Below are 21,002 nucleotides of genomic sequence, written 5' to 3'. Positions count from 1 at the left end.
ATCCTGAATCCCGAATCCCGACAAAAAATACTAGCTTTATTTACGCTGCTCAGTACTAGAAACCGTTACGACCCCAAACGACCATCGAAATCGACCAAGTAAATAGTACTAATAGTGAAACCCAGCCGAGAGTAAGGATATCCATAATTTATTTAGAAATATATTTTCATACCTGAGGGTATCATAATCCTTTCCTGGCTTCGTTCGCAACTTAACCTCTGGCACCAATCTCCAGCATTAATTTCGATCGCTTGATGCCATCAGGAATTTCCACCGGATAGTCACCTGTGAAACAAGCCGAACAAAAATGATTGGGATTGCGCTCGGTTGCCGATAACATTCCTTCCCAAGATAGATATGCCAAAGTATCTACACCGATCTGTTCGGCAATTTCTGCGACAGATTTAGTTGCCGCAATTAGTTGATCCTGGGTATCGGTATCGATACCATAGAAGCAAGGATGAGTGACTGGTGGTGAAGAAATTCGCATGTGAATTTCGGTTGCACCCGCATCTCGCAAGGCTTTGACTAATTTCCGACTAGTAGTTCCACGGACGATCGAATCATCGATCACAATTACCCGTTTCCCCTTCAACACATCTCTGAGTGGGTTTAATTTCATCCGAATCCCCGCTTCTCGCATCTCCTGGGTGGGTTGGATAAATGTCCGCCCGACATAACGATTCTTGATCAAGCCTTCAGCATAAGGAATGCCTGATGCCTCTGAAAAACCGATCGCCGCAGGTATGCCCGAATCAGGTACTCCAATCACGATATCAGCAGCATGGAATGATTCCTTTGCCAATTGCTTCCCCAACCGCATCCGGTAGCTATACAAGCTTTCCTCATGTACCCAGCTATCAGGACGCGCAAAATAAATCATCTCAAAGATGCACAGTTTCGGCTCGGCTTTAGGTGCCCACTCGATCGCCGTTATCCCTTCTTCGGTTATCCATAACAGCTCGCCTGGCTTGACATCCCGCTCATAGTCTGCTCCAATAATATCGAGGGCGCAAGTTTCTGAAGCGACTACATAGTGGCTCACATGGTCGGGCATGATCCCCAACACTAGTGGGCGAATCCCATTAGTGTCGCGAATTGCCATAATTCCGTCGGGAGTCGCAATCGTCAGACTAAATGCACCCACACATCGCTGACAGGCACTAATCGTGGCATCAACCCAGCCTTTGCCAGCATTGACTTCTTCCCGAATTACCAGGGCAATCATTTCGGAATCGATCGTCGTGTTCAGTTCGCACCCTTTTGCCAGTAAGTACTGTTGTAATTCGGCAGTATTGACAAGATTGCCATTATGCGCTAGTGCCAGTTTCCCCAATTTAGTTTCGACAATAACTGGTTGAGCATTGCAACGGCGGCTCGATCCAGTCGTCGAATAACGAGTATGGCCGATCGCGAGTTGCCCAGGTAATTGGGCTAAAATTTCTGGACTAAAGACATGAGAAACTAACCCCATATCTCGATGTTCGTGTAGTTGCTGTCCATCAAAGGTAGCGATTCCGGCTGATTCTTGGCCGCGATGCTGAAGCGCGTACAAACCAAAATAGGTGAGCTTCGCCACCTCTTGCCCAGGGGCGTAGATTCCAAATACCCCACAGGCTTCTTCAGGTTTATCGGCAGCGTTATCGTTATCGTCACAGAGGTCGAGGTGCAAGTCGCGATCGGGAATCATGAACGGCTACAGTGGGGAAGGGTGGCTAAGTTGTTAAACTGGTCGATGCTTTAGATGTAAGAAATCGGGTAAATATTTCAGTCAGACTGAATTAATTAGCTATGAATTGCTAGCTACAGCATAACCTATACCTGTAGCCAAATATATTGCAAATATTGTAGATAGATATAAGTGAATGCAATATTAATCGTGATAGGTTCGATCTTGCTAAAGTGAAGGTGCTTACTTCAAGTATTGTTAAGAATTCCTTAACAATACTTGAACGATAACACGAAATTAGCCGATCGGAAATAAAAATCCAGACACGCAACCCTTGTAAGCGAAAATTGAGGAAGTAATCGTGCAACATAAAATTGCCGAGTAAAGTTATTGAAAACATCTTGACGAAAAAACATCGATCCACCATCTACCACCGATAACTGTCATGTCAAATTCTCTCCATTGGCTAGATCTGAGTGAATATGTCGCAATCGCCGTCGCTGTCGTAGGCACGATCGCTGCTGTCTCATCTTCAAATTGGAGCTATGCGATCGTGCCGATCCTCATTAGTACGATCCTGAATGCGATCGCTCGCTGGCGATTGACTCAACATCTCCGCCTTCACGATCGATCTCTAGAACGCAAGCTCGATCGAGAACTCCAACAACAAGGGGAAGTCCTTCAACAGGAAATCGCTCAAGCCCGGAGTTTTGCCACAGCACTAGTCAAGCAAACAATGGCTGCCAAAAAAACCGAACCTGCAGCGATCGCGGCGGGAATCGTTGGCGTAGCCTCTCCTGCGGAGAATCGAGACGCGCTTCTAGAACGTCAGCAAGAAGTCCTGGCTGTAGAACAGAAGTTCGATCTGCAACAGCAACTCATGCAGTCCATGCAGGAACATGTCAGTGGGGTCGAAGGCAGTCTCAAGGATGTTGTCGATTTACTGGAAAGTACCGCCCTCACGGAGCGATTAGAGTACCTAGAGCGTCATTTAATTGAGATATCGCAGCAGTTAGGTCTCGATCCGAGCGAATTGGATCGATCGTCGGTTAGGGACGGATTTAGCGATGATGATGACCCAGAGATAGATATTAGACCTTTATTGGATATGATTTCGGAAGATTTGATGTCTAGCGACTTGATGTCTGACAATCTAGTTTCTGGAGAATTAAGTGGCGATCTCTGGTCTAAACCGACATGGAATCTCCAACAGACGATTACTGCTCACAGCGATTGGGTCCGATGTCTGAACTTTACTCCCGATGGTGTCAAACTCGCCAGTGGGAGTTTTGATAAGACGATTAAATTGTGGCAAATCGATACAGGGAAGGAAATTTATACTTTTGCCGATCGACTCAAAGGCGTATTCGCCCTAGCAATTAGTTCCGATGGTAAATACCTCGCTAGTGGTAGTTGGAACGAGACGATCGAACTATGGGATTTAGCAACGGGAACTCTCCTGCATAACCTGAATCAGCACCAGGAATCCGTCAGATCCCTGGCAATTAGCCCTGATAGTAAAACCTTAATTAGTGGTAGTTTCGATCGAACGATCGTGTTGTGGAACCTACCTGACGGCAAAGTCATCAAGACAATTACCGATCCCGAACCAATTGCGGCGATCGCCTTGAGTCCTGATGGGACATTTTTGGCCAGTACTGGCGATGATGGCGGCGTGAAGATTCGATCGTTGATTTCCGGTGCTATTATTGCTGAGTCGATCGATAATAAAAATTGTATCGGCTCCCTGGTGATTAGTCCCGACTCGCTGACGATCGCCGCAGGCACTGTTAATGGCCATGTAATCCTGTGGCAATTACAAAACATTGGAAATGGTCTACCTCAGCAAATTCATCTCTCTCAGACGATTAGAGCACATGCTGGGCAAATCAATGCTTGTGTCTTTAGTCCCGATGGTCAATATTTGATTACGGGTAGTGTCGATGGCAAAGCGAAGGTTTGGTACAGAGGTGCAGATCTCAGCTTCCGCGATAAAGCCAGGAGCATTCTCAAAGGCGATCCAGGTCGTTCGGTCATGTCCGTCGCAATCGATCCAGCCGGACAGCTCATCGCGATTGGTGGTGCGGATGGCAGCATTCAGCTTTGGGAAAGAATGTGAGGAAGGGGCTGCACCGCTGGATGAGACTTGGGGGTCTGGTGGCACTGCTCGTAATCAGCAGAATGGAAGTGTCTGAGTGCGGGTTTCTACTATTGACTAAAACGAACTTAGCAATTTAGTTTAAAAAACATCAAGGGTTTAACTCCTCTCCCTCTCCCCTCGTATCCTTGCCAGTCAACAGGAGCAGACAATCAGGATAAAAATAGCTAAAAATTTAAGATCGTTGTTGCCGATCTAGCGATCTTAGGGAATAATACTGAAGACACTACCATAAAGCTCTTAAACCAAGTTAATTTTCAATATTTTAAATTATGCGAATTCTAGTTACAGGTGGTGCCGGATTTATTGGTTCTCATCTGCTCGATCGATTGATGCAAGAGCAGCATGAAGTCATTTGCTTAGATAATTTTTACACTGGCACTAAACGTAATATCAGCAAATGGTTCGATCGTCCGAATTTTGAATTGATTCGCCATGATATTACCGAACCAATTCGGCTAGAAGTAGATCAAATCTATCATTTAGCCTGTCCTGCGTCGCCAGTTCACTATCAATATAATCCAATTAAAACCACTAAAGTGAGTTTTTTGGGTACAGCTAATATGCTCGGATTGGCAAAAAGGGTTAAAGCAAGATTTTTGCTAGCTTCAACTTCTGAAGTTTACGGCGATCCTGACGTGCATCCGCAACCAGAAGAATATCATGGTAATGTTAATACGATCGGGATCAGATCTTGCTATGACGAAGGAAAACGCATCGCCGAAACTCTAAGTTTTGATTATCATCGCGAACATAATGTCGAAATCCGCATCGCGAGGATTTTCAATACTTACGGGCCGCGTATGTTAGAAAATGATGGTCGGGTAGTCAGTAATTTTATCGCCCAATCTTTAAAAGGAAATCCCTTGACTGTCTATGGAGACGGTAGCCAGACTCGCAGTTTTTGTTATGTAACCGATCTCGTCGATGGCTTGATAAAATTGATGAACGGCGACAAAACTGGGCCGATCAATATTGGTAATCCTGAAGAATATACCATTCTCCAACTTGCCGAGAAAATTCGAGATCGCATCAATCCCGGCCAAGAAATTAGCTTTAAACCCCTACCTCAAGACGATCCCAAGCAGCGGAAACCAGATATTACCAAAGCAACAAATTGGCTAAATTGGCAGCCAACTATTGCTTTGGAAGCAGGATTAACAGAAACAATTGCTGAATTCAAACAGCGATTAATCGTCGAAAAAGGCTGCTAAATTAGTTTTTCCTAATGCCCGATCTAATTTACGTGTTTACTAAGTCAAAATAGAAAAATTGGAGGTATATTCAACATGCGTGTTTGCACCATTGGTACTGGTTACGTAGGATTGGTAACAGGAGCTTGTCTGGCACATATCGGCCATGATGTGATTTGTATAGATAATAATCCTGCTAAAGTCGAGCTGATGAAATCTGGACATTCACCCATCTATGAACCAGGATTGTCAGAAATCATGAAAGCGGCTATGTCTAGCGGCCGATTGCAGTTCAGCACCGACTTAGCAGCAGGAGTCAAGCATGGGGAGATTTTGTTTATTGCGGTAGGTACGCCACCATTACCTAATGGTTCTAGCGATACTCAATATGTCGAAGCTGTCGCTCGCGGCATCGGACAACATCTCAATGGTGACTATAAAGTAATCGTCAATAAGTCTACCGTGCCGATCGGTTCGGGCGATTGGGTGAAAATGCTGGTACTAGACGGTGTAGCCGAACAAAATAAACAACCTAGTCTAGTTGGAGCTGGAGACAAACCCGCCGCTAGTCGTCTCGCGCCCCAGTTTGATGTAGTTAGCAACCCAGAATTTTTACGTGAAGGTTCGGCAATATTTGATACCCTCAATCCCGATCGGATTGTGTTGGGCAGCAATAGTCAACAGGCGATCGATCTGATGCTAAAGTTATATGCACCAATTATCGATCGCCAACACAGTGAAGCTCAGGCGCAGTCACCTGTCGCCGTGTTAACCACCGACTTGGGTTCGGCAGAGATGATTAAGTATGCTGCGAATGCTTTCCTCGCCACCAAAATTAGTTTTATTAATGAGATTGCTAATATTTGTGAACGGGTTGGTGCGGATGTCACCCAAGTAGCGAAGGGGATTGGATTAGACTCGCGGATTGGCAATAAGTTTTTGAATGCTGGTATTGGTTGGGGCGGATCTTGTTTTCCCAAGGATTTAGCCGCGCTGATCCATACCGGAGCGGATTATGGCTATGATGCGCAACTCCTCAAGGCAACTGTGAGCGTCAATCAACAGCAACGAGTACTCGTGATCCAAAAGCTGCAAAATTCTCTAAAAATTCTTAAAGGTAAAACTATCGGTCTATTTGGCTTAACCTTCAAGCCTGATACTGATGATTTGCGAGATGCACCAGCACTTGATATAATACAAATACTGATCGAGCTTGGCGCAAAGGTTAAGGCATACGACCCAATTGTCTCGCCCAAATCAGCATCAACACACCCATATTTAGCTAATGTTAATTTGGTTGATAGTCCAGAACTATTAGCAACAGACAGTGACGCTATCGTGCTCATGACAGAATGGTTGGAGTTTCAACAGATAGATTATCATCAATTAGCTAAACTGATGCGTTCTCCACTAATGATTGATTGTCGAAATTTCCTATCACCCACACAGTTAACCGAAGCTGGCTTTCAACACATTGGCATTGGCTGTTGATCTGCCAAAAATCGCCCGGTATGCAAATCATTAATATACCGGGTATTTTAACTGCATTTTAGGGAACTATAACTATATACCAGTCTGTTTAATTTATTAATTAACGAATATTTTGACTGATAGATTCTAAATTTAGTCAATTTTTACACCTTTTACATCTTACGACCATTCGATCCGCATTGCTTCAGCCATTTGGCGGTTCGTTGCCCACCTATTATCTACCCATAGTCTTCCAACATGAAAGAGAGCTTTCCTGAGTTTACTAATCCTAGGCTAATCGCGCAGTCCCCAGAGTCAGTGAAAACTCGCCCGAGTGGCTTCTCCGCAGAGCCACGGCAAGAGGAAGGGATTGGTTTAGGTACGATCCTGAGCGGTTTACGCAAGTACTGGTATGCTTCTGTCTTCACGACTGCGCTGATCATGGGGGTAGTAGGTTATACAACCTGGAAGCAGATCCGCATCTATAGATCGGCCGTTCAAATTGCGATCGATTTAAAGAGTAGTTCCAGTTTTGCCGAAAAATTCGCTGGTGGCGACCAAAATGGTGGGCAATCCGAAGATCGAGCGATTGCATTGGAGACGATCACTCAATCACTAAGAAGTAAAAGTTTGATCGAGAAAGCAGTTACGCTGATTCCCGACCCCAAATTACGTCCATCAGTCGCTCAAGTCTTGGGGGGTTTGTCGATTCAATCGAAGCCTGAGAGTAACGTCTTAACTGTTAGCTATACCGCTCTTTCGGCTAACGAAATTGTCGCTGTACTCAATGCCTTGAGTAAAGTTTATATTGATTATAGTATTGAGACCAAGAAAGCCCGCACCAATAATTCCATTCAATTTATTGAGTCCCAATTACCAGATTCGCGCAAGCGGCTAGAAGCTTCAGCAGCACAGATCGAGAAATTTCGGATTAAATATCGATTTGAAGATCCATCTACAACTGCCAGTGCATTAGATGGTTATCGTCAAGGCATTGTTGCCAAAATTAATGAAGCGCGCTCTACTTATTACCAGACCCAACAGCAGTATGCTGAATTAAAGAAACAACTTGCCTCTGTTGGTTTGACATCTAGTGGTAACTTGAGCACCACGATGTTAACTCAAGATGCTGGGTACCAAACATTATTTACCCAACTTAAAGAGCTTGAATTAAAATACAATCAGGAAAGTGTCCGGTTTAGTCCCGAAAATCCTTTGATCGTCGGTCTCAAAGAAAAGCGTGACGGTGTACTGGTGCTGCTGAGAGAAAGAGCACAACAAGTCCTCAAACGACAGGTAGCAGACCAAGAATTAACCCAAGGCGGGATTGCTAACTTTGGCAACAACTTGGCTCAAAACCTAGCTAATAGACAAGCCGAATTGGAAACTAGTTTAGTTGCCCAAACAGCTCAGTCTCAAAGCTTGGAGGCGGTATATCAGCAAGTCCAAACTCAAATTGCCCAATTACCCGGACTCCAAAAGCAATATACCGAGATGCAGCGGGAATATCAAATTGCGTCTCAAGAGTTGACAGCATTCTTACAAAAAGTTCAAGAGTTGAAAATTGTCAATGCGGAACAGGTAGTACCTTGGCGATTATTAGATCCGCCAGAATTTCCTCGCCTTCCCGTGTCGCCTGATGTCCCTCGTCAATTGGGAATGGGCGCGATTGGTAGCTTGTTGGCTGGTATATTAGTATCAGTTGGCCTGAATAAACTCGACGATCGAGTTGACAATCCAGATAGTGTTAAAGCTATGACAGGAATGCCCGTACTGTCGCTAATTCCGACAGTATCAGATTTGGATCAGTCTTCATCGATGCGTGGTGGTACATTTCTCCAAACGGCTAAAGGTAAGAATAAAGATTATTCTTATTGGAGTTTCATCGAGTCAATTCGGACTCTTGCCTTGGGAATTGGGCTAACATCCGATCGTGAGGATAAGCAATCTGGGAAGATTATTGCGATGACCTCATCCTTGCCTAAAGAAGGGAAATCGACGATCGCTTTTCATACGAGTAATACACTGGCAGAATTAGGCTATCGAGTCTTGTTGATTGATGCTGATATGCACAAATCTAGCATTGCGCAGTTGTGTGCTAATTCGCCACTATTTAAACGAGAAGATTGCGATGATGCGGATGGATTGAGCGATGCCATTGTTGGCAGTCGCGACTGGAGAGATTTACTCAAAATTAGCCCAGAATCCAACTTAAATGTAATGTTTTCTGGCAAACAAACAGTCAGCTCGATCGTTTTATTTAATTCCCCTCGCTTACGACGACTAATGGATGAATGGCGGAAAGAATACGATTACGTGCTGTTTGATACGCCACCAATCGTCGGAGTCAGCGATACTCGCTTGCTATCGAGTATGGTTGATGGATTAGTATATATCGTTAGTCTAAGTGTCGCGCAGAAGCAGATTATCGATCGAGGCATCGAGATTATTTCTTCGCTAAAAACCCCAGTATTAGGGTTGGCAATTAACAGAGTAGAAAATCATCATTCTGGGTATAATAAGTACTATCAATACTATCATGCATCCCACGAGCTTCACGAAAAAACTAACGCTTCTAAGGTTCTGAATCCTGAAAAGCAGGGAGTTGAAGTGTAAGTTAGTGGAAAGTTGAAAGTTGAAAGTGAATAGTGAATAGAGATTTACACATACTCTAGTTCGATACTTTTATCCTTTAGTTCTCGATCTAGCTGATTTTCAATCTCAGATTTTGTTAGTTGATGCTAATAATTTATCAATTTCGGCGTTGTGATGGAGGAAGGAAAATAGATGTTTGAAAATAATTCTTCCATCTATATCGATCGCAAACTGAGCAGGGAGTGGTGCGCCAAGAGCTTGTCCGACATGATATCGTCGAAATCTAGCACAACTAGGATCGCTCAAGAATGGCATCTTTAAGCCTAAATCTCGCACGACAGTTTTACTCTGTTGTGCGTCGGTGCTGCTAATCATTAGTAGCTCTATCCCTCGATCGACAAATTCATCGTAGCGTTCGTTTATTTGTTTAATATGGGGATAGCAGAATGGGCAATATTGTTGTTCGGTAAAAATGCGGGTAAAATCTAATATTACTGGTTTAACACCGCGATAGTCAGATAATTTTACCTGTTTATCGTTACGGATATCGTAAATCTGAATCTCTGGCGCAATCGATCCTAATTCTAATTCATTCTCTGCCGGAATCGGCAACAAGTTCTGAAAGAATCTTCGATTGATTAATCCTTTAAATTTGTTCGTGTTAGGGTAAGCCATAATTATCTTCTGTAATTATCGATGATCGATTACTCGCAATGAGCGTTAGCCTAAGTGTCAATTATTAATTGTTTTCCCCCCTGGTTGCCAATCTACGGGGCAAACTTCGTTAGGATGAGCTTGAACGTGTTGAATTGCTTGAAGCACTCGCAGGGTTTCATCGACACTGCGACCGAAGGAAAGATTATTAATGGTAGCGTATTGGATGATGCCCGATCGGTCGATAATAAATAAACCGCGCAGTGCTGCACCTAGCTCTGTATCCAATACGTTATAAGCCATGCTAATCTCTTTTTTGAGGTCGGAGATTAGGGGATAGTTAATATCACCGATACCGCCCATTTTGCGTTCGGTTTCAATCCAAGCTAAATGGGCGAACTCACTATCGACGGATATACCGAAAATCTCAGTATTGAGAGCTGCAAATTCGGCATATCGATCGCTAAAAGCAATAATTTCAGTCGGGCAAACAAAGGTAAAATCTAGGGGATAGAAAAGTAACACCACATATTTGCGGCATCTAGATAATTGAATTTTTTGAAACTGTCGATCGACAACTCCAGTTGCTGTAAAGTCTGGGGCAATTTGACCGACTCTGATCGAGGATTGATACTGGTTATTCATACAGTTAATCTTGATGTGTTTTAGGTATTAAAAATAAAAGTTGAAAATTATTTACAATTAGAAATAAATAGCGGTAGGCTTTGCTAAGTTATCTAGAGTTGTGAGTTGACCCCATTCTAAAAATGTTAGCCTAGGAAATAGTGCCAGTGCTCAATTGCTATAGGCACACGATCTCATCCAAAATTGTCAGTTAGCATGGGTCTTTTAACGCAGCTATCATTATTAATTACAGATCTCGACCATACACTAGTTGGCAATGATGAATCACTCGATCGACTAAATCGGGTGCTCGACAGATCTCGTCAGACATTGGGCACTAAAATAGTTTACGCGACAGGTCGATCGAGAGAGTCTTATCAAGATTTAGTTACAAGTCAAAGACTACTCGCTCCTGACGCATTGATTGCGGCGGTGGGTACGGAAATTTATCTAGATGCATCTGAGACTCCAGATCCAGAGTGGGTAAGCAAACTGGGCATAAATTGGCACCGTGAAGAAATTGTCGCCATTGCTAGCCGATTTGCCGATTTAGAATCTCAGCCTCACTCTGAGCAACGTCCTTTTAAGGTTAGCTATTTTCTTTCACCTAGTGTTGTTGCAGCGGTTGTGCCACAATTACAGGAATTGTTATTCCAGCAAGGACTGGATGTCGAAATTATTTATAGTGGGAGTAAAGATTTAGACATTCTCCCACGCGGAGGGGATAAAGGTACAGCGGTGCAATTTTTACGCGACAGGTGGCAGATCGATCCGATTGAAACGGTGGTGTGTGGGGATTCGGGTAATGATATTTCTCTGTTTAAATATGGCACCGAGCGCGGTATCGTGGTTGGGAATGCTCAATCTGAGTTACGGTTATGGCATGAGCTGCATCCGGTGAATTATCACTATCTGGCGGTTGCAAATTACGCCGCAGGTATTTTGGAAGGACTCAAATATTTTCGGTTTGTCGAATAGATGGAGAGTTAATAGTGCAATTGGGCGTTGCTGAATTACAGATAGTGTAGAGCAGGAAAAAGATAGGCTAGCTTATCATTTAGAATTGCTATTGTCTCAGGGTGCTTTTTATGGGTACCCTAGAATTATGGCAGAAATAATATACATAGAGAGGGTAAGTAGTCACTGCCCAGGATGTAGCGTTTTATCAAGACGATCGAGCGATCGAATCCAAACATAATCAGCGGAAATAGATGCAGTGTAATCGATCGAGCTATGTAACTGATCTCTAAATAGATGAAAGCTTGAAATCAACCCCCCTTGACAAAATAACAAATATACCTGAAGTTGGCTCATTAGTAGCAACGATCGCATCGAACCGATCCCACCCCGATTTTTTTTACTAATTCCTGACGAACTCAAAACGCCCTTATGTCAACTCTCGTCATCGTCGAATCTCCCACTAAAGCCCGCACCATCAGTAAGTTTTTGCCATCTAGTTATGTGGTAAAAGCTTCAATGGGACACGTTCGCGATTTGCCACCCTCAGCAGAAGAAATCCCCGCCGAATACAAGGGAGAAAAGTGGGCAAATTTGGGAATCAATGTCGAAGCTGGGTTTGCGCCGCTGTATATTATTCCTAAGGATAAGAAAAAAATCGTTCAGGAATTGAAAACCGCGCTTAAAGGTTGCAGTGAGCTGATTCTGGCGACGGACGAAGATCGTGAGGGGGAAAGTATTAGTTGGCATTTATTGCAATTGCTCAATCCCAAGGTACCGACGAAACGGATGGTATTCCACGAGATTACTAAGGAAGCAATTCAGAAGGCTTTGAAAAATTGCCGTGAGATCGACGAGCAAATTGTTCACGCTCAAGAAACACGACGAATTCTCGATCGATTGGTAGGATACACGCTTTCGCCGTTATTATGGCGTAAAATTGCTGGAGGCTTATCGGCGGGGCGGGTTCAATCAGTGGCGGTGAGACTACTGGTAATTAGGGAACGTCAAAGACGGGCGTTTAAGTCGGCGCAGTATTGGGATTTGAAAGCAGTATTGGCGCATAACAAGGCGGAATTTGACTCTAGACTGGTGACAGTCGATGGGGCGAAAGTTGCTACAGGTGCAGATTTCGATCCGAATACCGGAAATCTGTTAGCAGGTAAAAAAGTTAAAATTCTCGATGGAGTAGCAGCCAAAGCTTTAGTCGAGAATCTCCAGGGTAAAATCTGGACAGTGACAGGCTTAGAAGAAAAACCCGTCACCCGTAAACCCTCGCCGCCATTTACCACCTCCACCCTCCAACAGGAAGCCAACCGTAAACTGCGCCTCTCCGCTAAGGAAACCATGCGGATTGCGCAAAGCTTATATGAGGAAGGGTATATCACTTACATGCGGACAGATTCCGTCCATCTATCCGAACAAGCGATCGAAGCGGCTCGATCGTGCGTACTAGAAAAATACGGACAAGAATATCTCAGCCCCAAACCCCGTCAATATACTACCAAAGCTAAAGGTGCCCAAGAAGCCCACGAAGCAATTCGTCCCGCTGGGAGTAGCTTCCGCACGCCCAGAGAAACCGGATTAGACGATAAAAAATTACAACTCTACGATTTAGTATGGAAACGGACAGTCGCCAGTCAAATGGCGGACGCTCGACAAACCCAACTCAGCGTCGATTTAAAGGTCGAGAACGCTGGCTTTAGGTCTTCTGGTAAGCGGATCGATTTTCCAGGCTACCTGAGGGCATATGTCGAAGGCTCAGACGATCCTAATGCGGCGATCGAAGACCAAGAAATCATTCTCCCCGCATTAGTCAAGGGCGACACACCCAATTGCAAAAAACTCAACGCGATCGACCACGAAACCCAGCCGCCCGCCCGTTATACTGAAGCATCCCTGGTGAAGATGCTCGAAAGTGAAGGGATCGGTCGTCCGAGTACCTATGCGAGTATTATTGGGACGATTATCGATCGCAACTATGCCCAAATCCAAAGCAACGCCCTGGTGCCTAGTTTTACCGCATTTGCTGTTACAGCCCTCCTAGAGAAACACTTCCAGGATCTCGTCGATCCCAGTTTCACCGCCAGAATGGAACAAACCCTCGATGATATCTCCACTGGTACGACTCAATGGCTACCCTATTTAGAAACATTCTACTTAGGCGACAAAGGTTTAGAAAACCAAGTGCAACTCGGCTTTAAAGATATCGATGCCACATTAGCACGCACGATCGATCTCGGCGATTTAGACGTAAAAGTCCGGATCGGTAAATTCGGCGCATTTATCGAAACCGAATCTGGTAACGCCTCCATCCCCAAAGATCTTACCCCCGCCGATTTAGCTCCAGAAACGATCGAGATGTTGCTCAAACAAAAGAGCAGCACCCCCGATACCCTCGGCAATCACCCCGAAACAGGCGACCCAATCTATCCCAAACTCGGCCCCTTCGGCCCATACGTCCAACTCGGCGATAAAGTAGAAGATAGTAAGAAAAAGCCAAAACAATCATCCTTACCCAAAGGAATGAAACTTGAAGATGTCACCCTCGAAATCGCCGTAGAACTGCTCAAACTCCCCCGTAGCTTAGGCGTTCATCCCGAAACAGGCGGCAAACTCCAAACTAATTTAGGCAGATTCGGCCCATATATCCTCTATGATCGCGGTAAAGAAGGCAAAGAATATCGATCGCTCAAAGCCCCCGATGATGTCCTCACTGTCACATTAGAGCGGGCTGTAGCCATCCTCGCCGAACCCAAAGCTACCCGTGGCGGCAAAAAAGAACCACTCCGCACGATCGGCAATCATCCCGACGATAATGAGCCTGTAGCGATTTATGCTGGCCCTTACGGTAAATATATCAAACATGGCAAAATCAACGCTGGTATCCCCGAAGGCGAGACAGTTGAAGAGATTACCTTAGAAACTGCAATTAGCCTTCTAGTCGCCAAAGGTGGAGCAGCGAAAAAAACCACTAAAAAGACCACAACTACCAAGAAAACCACCACGACTAAAGCAAAAACTACCACAACTAAAGCAAAAACCGCCGCAGCAAAGAAAACTACTACAGCCAAAAAAACTACTACCAAATCGAAAACTAGTTAATCTCGTTGGCGTAGCCTCTCTGTGAGGAGAATCGATAAAGTAGAGACTATATCTGTCACCTGGGACGGAATAGCTAGGGTTTGAGGTCGATCCATTTTTAAAAACCAACCAAAAAGCTCCGAGTCTTAACTTGGAGCTTTTTGATGTAATTAGGATTCAGAGATCGGTAGTTGTGGTGTTGTGACTGATGCTGGTAAATTTAGTCGATCGGTTGAACGATCTGGATTTAGTTGATGCTCTTGAGTAGATTCTCCAGTAACAGTTTGAGGAGTTGAAATGATTTTATTAGCTAGGGCGGCTATATTACTGTTTTGAGCGGCTGTAGACCATTCCTTAGTTAAGGACATGATGTCAGAAGGAATCATCACAATAGTAGTGGTATTATTTTCTGCACCGACTTCAGTCAACATTTGCAATCGTCGCAATTCCAATGCGGCGGGATTTTCCATCATTTTTTGGGCAGCTTCCGAGAGGAGCTTCGAGGCTTCTTGTTCGGCTTCAGCTTTGATTAATCGGGCGCGTTTTTCCCTTGCAGCTTCGGCTTCTTTTGCCATCGCTCGTTGCATGGAAAGCGGAATTTCTACATCCTTAAGTTCTACTCGTTCGATTTCTACGCCCCACGGTTCGGTAATTTCATCGACTATTTCTTGGACTTTAGCATTAATTTTATCGCGACCTTGGAGCATCTCATCGAGAGTGTGTTGTCCGACGATATTTCGCAATGTTGTCATCGAAGCTTGATACACTGCCACTTGGTAGTTTTCAACCCGACTGATTGCCTTCATCGGATCGATAATTCGATAGTAGAGTACGGCATTAATTTTAATCGTCACACTATCTGCGGTAACTGCTTCTTGGGGAGCGATATCGACAGTTTTTGTCCGAATATCTACTTGAACTTTTTGGTCGATAATTGGTACTGTGAAATATAGTCCTGGACCTTGAATCTTTTGGAAGCGTCCCAATCGAAACATTACGCCTCTTTCGTACTCTCGATCGACTCTAATTCCCGACTTAATAATCGCCCCAGCAATTATTGCTGCAATCCCTAATCCAAATCCATCCATAATTTTAAAGGGTAAATGGTGAAAGTATGATGGGAGTAGGAGTAATTCATGAACTACTCCTACTCCCATCATACATAACTTTCAACCCTTCCGCTGTGTTTACTTTGAGGATCGATCGCCAAAATCAGGAAAGGATACGCTAACGACACAAGCAGGGTAAACTTTCAACTTGCTACCGCATTGTCACAAATTCTTCAGCCGAACTAGGATGAATCCCGACAGTCGCATCAAAATCTGCTTTAGTGGCACCCATTTTTACTGCAATTGCCACACCTTGAATAATTTCCGCTGCATAATTTCCGACCATATGCGCACCGAGAACTCGATCGGTAGTAGTATTTACAACTAGTTTCATCAGGGTTTTTTCCTGTTTACCTGGCAGTACATAGTACATCGATCGGAAGCTGCTGCGATAGATTTTAATCGCATCGCCGTGCAATTCTCGCGCTTCTTCTTCGGTTAAACCGACAGTTGCGGCTTCGGGTGTCGTAAAGATTGCTGTGGGAATATCCGCATAGTTCATCGTGCGAGGTTTATTCCCAAATATCGTATCGGCAAGAGCACGACCTTCATTAATCGCGACTGGCGTAAGTTGGATATTATCGGTACAGTCGCCGACGGAGTAGATATTTTCCACATTTGTCCGACTGTGAGCATCGACTAAGATTGCGCCGTGATGAGTTTTGACATCGACATTTTCCAGTCCCAAATTGGCTGTATTGGGTTTACGTCCGAGTGCTGCTAAACTTACGGCATCGGCGAGGATTGTCGATTGTCCATCTTTGGTCGTCACAGTGACACTAACACCATTATCAGTTTTGGCGATCGAGATGTCGCAAGCATTGTTGATAATCTTTACGCCATGATGAATCATCCCTTCTTGGACTGCCGATCTCAAGTCGTTATCAAAACCGCGTAAGATCGTCTCTGGGCGAATAATCTGGGTAACTTCTGTCCCCAATCCATTCAGAATACACGCAAATTCCGAACCGATATAACCACCACCTAGAATCACCATCTTCTTGGGCTGGGTAGCTAACTCAAAAATACCATCCGAAACAATCGCGTGTTCGATGCCTGGAATATCTGGACGCACGGGTATACCACCCACCGCAATCAAAATTTTATCCGCAGTGACGGTTCGTTCGCCCACCTGAATTGTATGATGGTCGATAAATTTACCACGACCTTCTAAAAGTTCTACCTTGGAGTTATCCAGCATCCGCTGATAAATTCCGTTCAGCCGGATCGTCTCATTATTTACATCAGTTATCATCTTGTGCCAGTCTAACTGACTCTCGACCGCACTCCAACCATAACCCTCCGCATCGGTAAACAGTTCGGGAAAGTGGGACGCATACACCATCAGTTTCTTGGGAATACAGCCACGATTGACGCAAGTACCGCCGAGTCGATCGTATTCAGCAACACCAACTTTAGCACCATATTCGGCGGCGCGTCTTGCTGTGGCAATCCCTCCCGAACCTGCACCAATTACGAATAGGTCAAAATCATAGCTCATATTCTTCCTTCCTTTGGCTGTCAATATTTACCCAAAATTATGAGGTGTTGATAGGTTGCAGAGATCTTACCCCACCCTAACCCTCCCCTTATAAAGGGGAGGGGACAAGACAGGAGGGGATTTTCTGCGAACTCTCTCGGAAAAGCCCTGCTTTTCTTGCCCCCTCCCCTTTATAAGGGGAGGGCTGGGGTGGGGTAAAGATCTCCGCAACCAATTAATCTAACCTTTCAAATAAGCCAACATTGTGCCAGCGTCAGAAACTTCAAACGGATCGGTTTCACAGTTGTCGCTGTAGCCAGCTTCAGCAAAAACTTTCTCGACTTTACCGTCGTTGACGACCATCGAATATCGCCAAGAACGCATCCCAAAACCTAAGTTGGACTTCTCGACTAACATCCCCATTTTGCGGCTGAATTCTCCGTTACCATCGGGCAGGAGCTTGACATTTTTCGCACCGAGCTTGAGACCCCATTGGTACATGACGAAAGCATCATTGACGGACATACAATAGATTTCGTCGATGCCCAATCCTTTCATTTCCGCATATGCTGCTTCATAACCAGGGAGGTGAGTAGAAGAGCAAGTAGGTGTGAAGGCACCTGGCAGCGAGAAGATAATTACTCTTTTACCAGCAAAGACATCTTTCGTCGTGACATCTTGCCATTTGAAAGGATTTTCACCACCAATGGATTCATCGCGAACGCGAGTCTTAAACACAACATCGGGCACTTGATCGATTGCAGCCATGATTTACTCCTAGTAAGTTATTATTTTCAGCGATTAAACTTATATATCTCAGAATAATTCTAATTTAGGAAGAAGTCAAGAGTGATAAGTATTTTTAATTAAGAATATTTAAAATTAAGTTGTCGTTCCAGGAATTTCGGCATTATAATTGGAATTCACAGTCAGTCTCTCTTTATACTAGCCACTAGTTTCTAGTCCCTAGTTTTGTCGCAATGCTCCAGCCATCAACAGACGCGATCGTCAAAACGCTCAAAGCCAAAGGCTTGCGGGTGACACCGCAAAGATTCGCCGTGTATGCTAATCTACTCTCGCGTACCGATCATCCCACGGTCGAGCAACTGCTGGTGGATTTGAATCAGTATTGCCCTGTCTCTTCGCAAGCGACGATTTATAGCTCCTTGCAAGCTCTGCGCGTGGCTGGGTTAATCCGCGAGGTGCTATTAGAAGCGGGAGTATCACGATATGATGCCAAAGTTGAACCGCACCATCATTTCCACTGTCAGGAGTGTGGCTCGATCGAGGATATTAGCTGGGAAGCATTGCCAGTCGTCGAATTCGATCGATTGCGAGTCGGTCTACAAGCACATACCTATGAAATCACAGTACGCGGCTGTTGCGATCGCTGTTCCGACCAAAAACTAATGTGATAACACTGAAAATAGAGGTTGCGAAAGCTTGTATCGGGACGCAGCATCAAGGTAAATTAGAGCTAATTGGTACTGTTTTATCGTTGACGTAGCCTCTCTCTTGAAGCATCGCAATATTGACTTGCCTGTCTGGAATGGCAGGACTCCTCTCATCTGGCTGTAAATCACTATGGTAAATGCGGTAGTCTTAGAATCTCCGATCGCGATCGATAATCGAACATCTGCAGATCCAATTATTGCCGCGATCGATATCGGTACCAACTCGGTGCATATGGTCGTAGTGCGAATTATTGCCGACTTACCAGCCTTTAGTATTATCGCCCGTGAGAAGGAAACAGTGCGGTTGGGCGATCGAGACCCCCAGACGGGTAATCTTACCCCAGAGGCGATCGAGCGTGCCTTTGGTGCCCTCAAACGATGTCAGGAGGTGGCAAAAAGCTTGAATGCCCAACAGATATTAGCGGTGGCTACCAGTGCGGTACGGGAAGCTCCGAATGGGCATGAATTTATCAGATCGATCGCGACAGAATTAGGTTTAGCTGTTAATCTAATTTCGGGACAAGAGGAAGCACGGCGGATTTATCTAGGAGTATTATCAGGAGTCGAGTTTAACAATACACCCCATCTAATCATCGATATCGGTGGCGGTTCGACGGAATTAATCTTGGGCGACAGCCACGAACCTCGCACCCTCGGCAGTACCAAAATTGGCGCGGTAAGGCTGACATCTGAGTTTATCCCCAATAATCCCGTCAGCGATCGAGCCTTAATTTATCTTCAAGCCTTTGTACGCGGGCAATTGGAACGGGCAATCGATGAAATCAAAGCCAATCTCCAGCCAGGGGAAACGCCCAAAATGGTGGGAACTTCAGGGACGATCGAAACCCTTGCCGCAATCCTCAATTTGGACAAAAATGGTAATGTCCCGACGCGCATTCATGGCTTTCAGGTCCATCTGAGCGAATTACGTAATCTCATTAATCGCCTGCGGCGGATGACCGTCGCCGAACGCACGACAATTGAAGGTATGTCCGATCGTCGATCGGAAATAATTGTCGCAGGTGCCGTAATTCTCCAAGAAGCAATGACAATGTTGGGAATGCAATCGCTCTGTGTGTGCGAACGCAGCCTCCGCGAGGGCGTAATTGTAGACTGGATGCTGACGCAGGGATTGATTGAAGATCGTCTCAAGTATCAAGGTTCGATTCGCGAACGCAGTACGCTTAAAATAGCTGGTAAATACGGCGTAGATCTGCCCCACAGTCAACGAGTCGCCGAACTTGCATTGAGCCTATTCGATCAAACCTACGGACAGATTCATACTTGGGATAAACCGATTCGACAATTACTTTGGAGTGCTGCCATCTTACACAATAGCGGTCACTTTGTCAGTCACGATTCCCATCACAAGCATTCTTATTATCTGATTCGGTATGGAGAGCTGTTGGGTTATACTGAATCCGAAATCGATCTCATCGCCAATATCGCCCGCTACCATCGTAAAAGTCCACCCAAAAAGAAACATCAAAATCTCCAAAATCTCTCCAAAGAACAAAGATCGATCGTCTCTCAACTTAGTGCTATTTTACGGGTAGCCGTGGCACTCGATCGGCGCAGAATTGGCGCGATTAAAGATGTCAGTCTTAATTGCAATCTGACTACTAGGGAGTGTCATCTCACATTTGTCCCCACAGATCCATATGATGAGTGTGTACTCGAATGTTGGAGCTTGGATTATAAAAAGCCCATTTTTGAAGCTGAGTTCAATCTGAAATTATCAACTACGAGAGGGTAGTTAAAAACAGGGGTGATCTAGTCATGGTTTTTAGCCTTGATACTATATCACCCCTCCTTTCACAACAATAGAAATCAAAGACGTGTGTTAATGGTTATTTTATTTCGAGGAATCTGCGATCTTCTTTTTCATGCGGAAGGCTGCTGTACCACCGACTAATGTACCAATCACCGTAAATGGTTCGGGGACAGCAGTAGGATCGGTACTAGAGAAGGTACCAGCCTCAATAAAAACAGCAGAATCCAAAGAAGAGTCGGCTATATCTGCAATCGCTATTTTCATGGTGTGTGTTCCAGGGGTAAGTCCTAAAAGACTAGCTGTAAAAACTGTCGTAAAACCACCATATGGAATATTACCAAAGCTGCCAGCAGAATTATCATTAAAGAATCCAGCATTCGCCCCAGCATTGACGTTGTTAATTGTGACTGCGGTAGTCGTTCCAGGAATTAAAGCAATATTTTGACCGTCTACAAGTAAACCAAATATATCATTGAATCCAGTACCGACATATTGTGGGTACTCACTAGATGCAAACACAAAGTTGAAAAATATATCAGATGAGGTTGATGTAAAATCAAAAGTCAATACACTTGCATCAAATGTGCTACCCCCTCCCGCTAATGCACTTAAATCGGCATCTCCGGCCAAACCATTCTGCTTTCAAAAGAATAGACATTTCTAATTCAGACTTCAGATCTCAAAAATTAGACCATCGCTATCACAATCTCTCGATCGAAGGTTGAACACGCCGATCTCAGATTGTCTGTTTATTTGGCAATTAAGTTCATCCCCTAGCTTC

General features: G+C 44.7%; 16 protein-coding genes. 8 read left to right on the top strand and 8 right to left on the bottom strand.

Going from position 1 to position 21,002, the window contains the following annotated elements; genetic code table 11:
• Positions 1–55: 55 nt before the first annotated feature.
• Together petN and purF are read right to left on the bottom strand one after the other, a co-directional pair.
• Positions 56–145, bottom strand: coding sequence for a cytochrome b6-f complex subunit PetN (gene petN / locus RMO55_RS20625; protein WP_015160344.1), 90 nt, complete (start codon positions 143–145; stop codon positions 56–58).
• A 66-nt stretch (positions 146–211) separates the two neighbouring features.
• Positions 212–1,690, bottom strand: a complete 1,479-nt coding sequence (purF, locus tag RMO55_RS20620; RefSeq protein ID WP_310429834.1) for an amidophosphoribosyltransferase — start codon at positions 1,688–1,690, stop codon at positions 212–214.
• Between the two features lie 424 nt (positions 1,691–2,114).
• On the opposite strand from purF, the gene RMO55_RS20615 reads away from it, so the two are divergent.
• The 4 genes from RMO55_RS20615 (at position 2,115) to RMO55_RS20600 (ending at position 9,106) form a co-directional block, all read left to right on the top strand.
• Positions 2,115–3,788 carry a WD40 repeat domain-containing protein gene (locus RMO55_RS20615; RefSeq protein ID WP_310429832.1) on the top strand — a complete coding sequence of 558 codons (1,674 nt, stop codon included), beginning with the start codon at positions 2,115–2,117 and terminating at the stop codon, positions 3,786–3,788.
• A gap of 311 nt (positions 3,789–4,099) precedes the next feature.
• A complete protein-coding gene (locus RMO55_RS20610) occupies positions 4,100–5,041 on the top strand; it encodes an SDR family oxidoreductase (RefSeq protein WP_310429830.1) in 942 nt (313 codons plus the stop codon).
• 75 nt (positions 5,042–5,116) lie between these two features.
• The gene (locus RMO55_RS20605) at positions 5,117–6,511 is read left to right on the top strand and encodes a UDP-glucose/GDP-mannose dehydrogenase family protein (protein ID WP_310429828.1); all 1,395 of its coding nucleotides are present in this window, start codon (positions 5,117–5,119) and stop codon (positions 6,509–6,511) included.
• 297 nt (positions 6,512–6,808) lie between these two features.
• Complete coding sequence (locus RMO55_RS20600) at positions 6,809–9,106, top strand: AAA family ATPase (RefSeq protein ID WP_310429826.1); 2,298 nt, start codon at positions 6,809–6,811, stop codon at positions 9,104–9,106.
• 105 nt (positions 9,107–9,211) lie between these two features.
• Here RMO55_RS20600 and RMO55_RS20595 read toward each other — a convergent pair whose 3' ends face one another.
• Together RMO55_RS20595 and RMO55_RS20590 are read right to left on the bottom strand one after the other, a co-directional pair.
• Positions 9,212–9,760, bottom strand: coding sequence for a redoxin domain-containing protein (locus tag RMO55_RS20595; RefSeq protein ID WP_310429825.1), 549 nt, complete (start codon positions 9,758–9,760; stop codon positions 9,212–9,214).
• Positions 9,761–9,817: 57 nt separating this feature from the next.
• Positions 9,818–10,384: a peroxiredoxin gene (locus RMO55_RS20590; RefSeq protein WP_310429823.1), complete on the bottom strand. Its 567-nt coding sequence runs from the start codon at positions 10,382–10,384 to the stop codon at positions 9,818–9,820.
• 195 nt (positions 10,385–10,579) lie between these two features.
• Here RMO55_RS20590 and RMO55_RS20585 point away from each other — a divergent pair, with 195 nt between their 5' ends.
• Both RMO55_RS20585 and topA read left to right on the top strand, forming a co-directional pair.
• Positions 10,580–11,341, top strand: coding sequence for a sucrose-phosphate phosphatase (locus RMO55_RS20585; protein ID WP_310429821.1), 762 nt, complete (start codon positions 10,580–10,582; stop codon positions 11,339–11,341).
• A gap of 411 nt (positions 11,342–11,752) precedes the next feature.
• Positions 11,753–14,425, top strand: coding sequence for a type I DNA topoisomerase (topA, locus tag RMO55_RS20580; RefSeq protein ID WP_310429819.1), 2,673 nt, complete (start codon positions 11,753–11,755; stop codon positions 14,423–14,425).
• A gap of 149 nt (positions 14,426–14,574) precedes the next feature.
• Here the strand turns inward: topA and RMO55_RS20575 are convergent, their stop codons facing one another.
• From RMO55_RS20575 to RMO55_RS20565, 3 genes are all read right to left on the bottom strand, one after another.
• Positions 14,575–15,492, bottom strand: coding sequence for a slipin family protein (locus RMO55_RS20575; RefSeq protein WP_396134435.1), 918 nt, complete (start codon positions 15,490–15,492; stop codon positions 14,575–14,577).
• A 172-nt stretch (positions 15,493–15,664) separates the two neighbouring features.
• The gene (gene gor / locus RMO55_RS20570; RefSeq protein ID WP_310429815.1) at positions 15,665–17,014 is read right to left on the bottom strand and encodes a glutathione-disulfide reductase; all 1,350 of its coding nucleotides are present in this window, start codon (positions 17,012–17,014) and stop codon (positions 15,665–15,667) included.
• A 219-nt stretch (positions 17,015–17,233) separates the two neighbouring features.
• A complete protein-coding gene (locus RMO55_RS20565) occupies positions 17,234–17,761 on the bottom strand; it encodes a peroxiredoxin (protein ID WP_310429812.1) in 528 nt (175 codons plus the stop codon).
• A gap of 212 nt (positions 17,762–17,973) precedes the next feature.
• On the opposite strand from RMO55_RS20565, the gene RMO55_RS20560 reads away from it, so the two are divergent.
• Positions 17,974–18,408 carry a Fur family transcriptional regulator gene (locus RMO55_RS20560; RefSeq protein WP_310429810.1) on the top strand — a complete coding sequence of 145 codons (435 nt, stop codon included), beginning with the start codon at positions 17,974–17,976 and terminating at the stop codon, positions 18,406–18,408.
• Between the two features lie 169 nt (positions 18,409–18,577).
• Positions 18,578–20,203 carry a Ppx/GppA phosphatase family protein gene (locus RMO55_RS20555; protein ID WP_310429808.1) on the top strand — a complete coding sequence of 542 codons (1,626 nt, stop codon included), beginning with the start codon at positions 18,578–18,580 and terminating at the stop codon, positions 20,201–20,203.
• Positions 20,204–20,302: 99 nt separating this feature from the next.
• On the opposite strand, the gene RMO55_RS20550 is transcribed toward RMO55_RS20555, so the two are convergent.
• On the bottom strand, positions 20,303–20,851 hold the full coding sequence (locus RMO55_RS20550; RefSeq protein WP_310429805.1) for a choice-of-anchor L family PEP-CTERM protein: 549 nt from the start codon (positions 20,849–20,851) through the stop codon (positions 20,303–20,305).
• Positions 20,852–21,002: the final 151 nt, after the last annotated feature.

Origin of the sequence: Chamaesiphon sp. VAR_48_metabat_135_sub (genome assembly GCF_031418915.1) — a bacterium.
Taxonomy (GTDB): domain Bacteria; phylum Cyanobacteriota; class Cyanobacteriia; order Cyanobacteriales; family Chamaesiphonaceae; genus Chamaesiphon.
The sequence above is the reverse complement of the archived record's forward strand: the minus strand, read 5'-3'. Positions and strand labels throughout refer to the sequence as shown.